General features: G+C 51.2%; 1 protein-coding gene and 2 pseudogenes. All 3 read left to right on the forward strand.

The window, feature by feature from the left end; genetic code table 11:
- Positions 1-330 (forward strand): annotated as a pseudogene (locus ACOSYY_RS19955) (hypothetical protein); the annotation flags it as partial.
- A gap of 349 nt (positions 331-679) precedes the next feature.
- On the forward strand, positions 680-1,315 hold the full coding sequence (locus tag ACOSYY_RS19960; RefSeq protein WP_421664712.1) for a carbon monoxide dehydrogenase beta subunit family protein: 636 nt from the start codon (positions 680-682) through the stop codon (positions 1,313-1,315).
- 38 nt (positions 1,316-1,353) lie between these two features.
- Positions 1,354-1,830 (forward strand): annotated as a pseudogene (locus ACOSYY_RS19965) (ferredoxin oxidoreductase); the annotation flags it as partial.

Raw genomic sequence — 1,830 nt, forward strand, 5'->3', positions numbered from 1 at the left:
GACGAGGCTCGCAAATTAGTTTCCTTGAAGCAGTGGTCATCTGCCCTTACAGCCGTGCAAAAGTGCCTGCCTCCGAAAACTCCTGACAGTTGGATTCTCTATCAGAGAGAAGCCTATTTACTCAGGAGCGATATCCTCAAGAAGTTGAGTCGGCCGACCCAAGCAATCGATGACCTTAGTGCGATCCTGCGAGCCGACCCCACTGATAGGCAAGCCTTGCTCGCGAGAGCCGCACTTTACCAAGAAGAACTGCAAGGGCATTTGGCAAAAGATGACCTCGAACGTGCGTGCATACTCGGGGCAACAGCTGCCTGCGAGCAGCTTCCGTAGTAGCATTTCTAACCACGCGTGCCTAATTGATACCAGCAAAGCTCTCGCGCGTTAACGCGCTCCACTCCGCCCTTCTCCCACGTCATAATCCCGTATGCTCATTTGACAATCCAAAAGATCGACACCTATAATGCGGTGGGCCTGATTGGTCGACACTGTGACCCTCCCAATGGCGCGATACGGTCAAAGGACCTAGCTATCTACCAATATAGTGACCCGAAAGCTCCTTGCGGTGGGCCTTCTGTGATCTTGAACAAAAGTAGAGAAAGAGCTTAGAGTGTCTCAGAGAATCAAGTGCGTGAAAAACCATCGTTTTCATCAACCAAAATTTCCCGGAGTGTAGGTTGTGATGAGTGACTATCGTGTGCTTCCAGGACCAGAACACTTTCTCCCCCCGGCCGCCGCAAGCATGGGAATCCGCTTGCCGAATCCAGGAGAAGCCCATATCAATGGCGTGATCACTTCTGAAGAAAAGGCTTATGAAGAAGCCGCACGTCAATTCTTAATGGCGAAAGTACCGACAATCTTCCCAGGCCCTCTCGTGTTGTGGGCATGGAACGAAAAGGCCGCCAAGAAAGCCACGGCGATCCGGCATCTTTTTAATACGCTCATCGAATGTGTTCAGCCCGGCCAAAAACCGATGCTGATTCCTATGCCAGACTACCGCCCCAAATATCCAAAAATTAATCCTGAAATCGAGATCAATCCCAATCATCCAAATTTGACGATCTGGCACAACAAAATCGACTGCTGCATATTTATCGGCGTACATTGCCACCAAGCCAATTTGTCGCTAAAGATTATTCGTGGGGGAACATCCTGCTACACTATCGCCATGTGCGCGCAGGCCGGCCATGAAGACGCCATGCTTTCATTCCGTGATGCATCAGTCGAAAAAATCATGCGATTGGCCGACACCATAAAGCGATTGAAAGGGACCGTCCAACCACGGCTAGCATCAGCCAATAATGGGGTTTCGAATTAACCGTTTGAAATCCGCGAGTGTGAAAGGAGGCGGAGTCCATGGCAGAAATAAAATCAGTTATCGGAACACAAAATAAAAAAGGTCAGACCTATACAGATACCTGGAAAATGATGAATGAGGCTCCGCGTACGCCTGCAGTCTTCACGGGCAGCGAAGTCATCAAGGAAGCTCTCCGTCGGGCAAGCTGCGATGTCATGATTGCGTATCCGATCACACCACAGAGTGAAGCCGCTGCATTGATCGGCGAATTATTCGCTGAAGGCTATATCGGAGACTATTTTCGCGGCGAGAGCGAATTTGCCGTCATGTCACAATGCGCAGGTTCCGCGTTTGGCGGAGCTCGAGTGTTCACGACGACAGCAGGACCGGGCACTATGCGTGCCATGGAGAACTTCCCGATGTGGGCTGGCGCCAGGTTACCGATTCAGATGATCGTCACCTGTCGAGGCATCAACTCACCGCTCTCGATTCAGCCGGACACACTCGAGATCGCCTATCTGCTGAACACCGGCATG

Source organism: Nitrospira sp. BLG_2 (genome assembly GCF_049222245.1).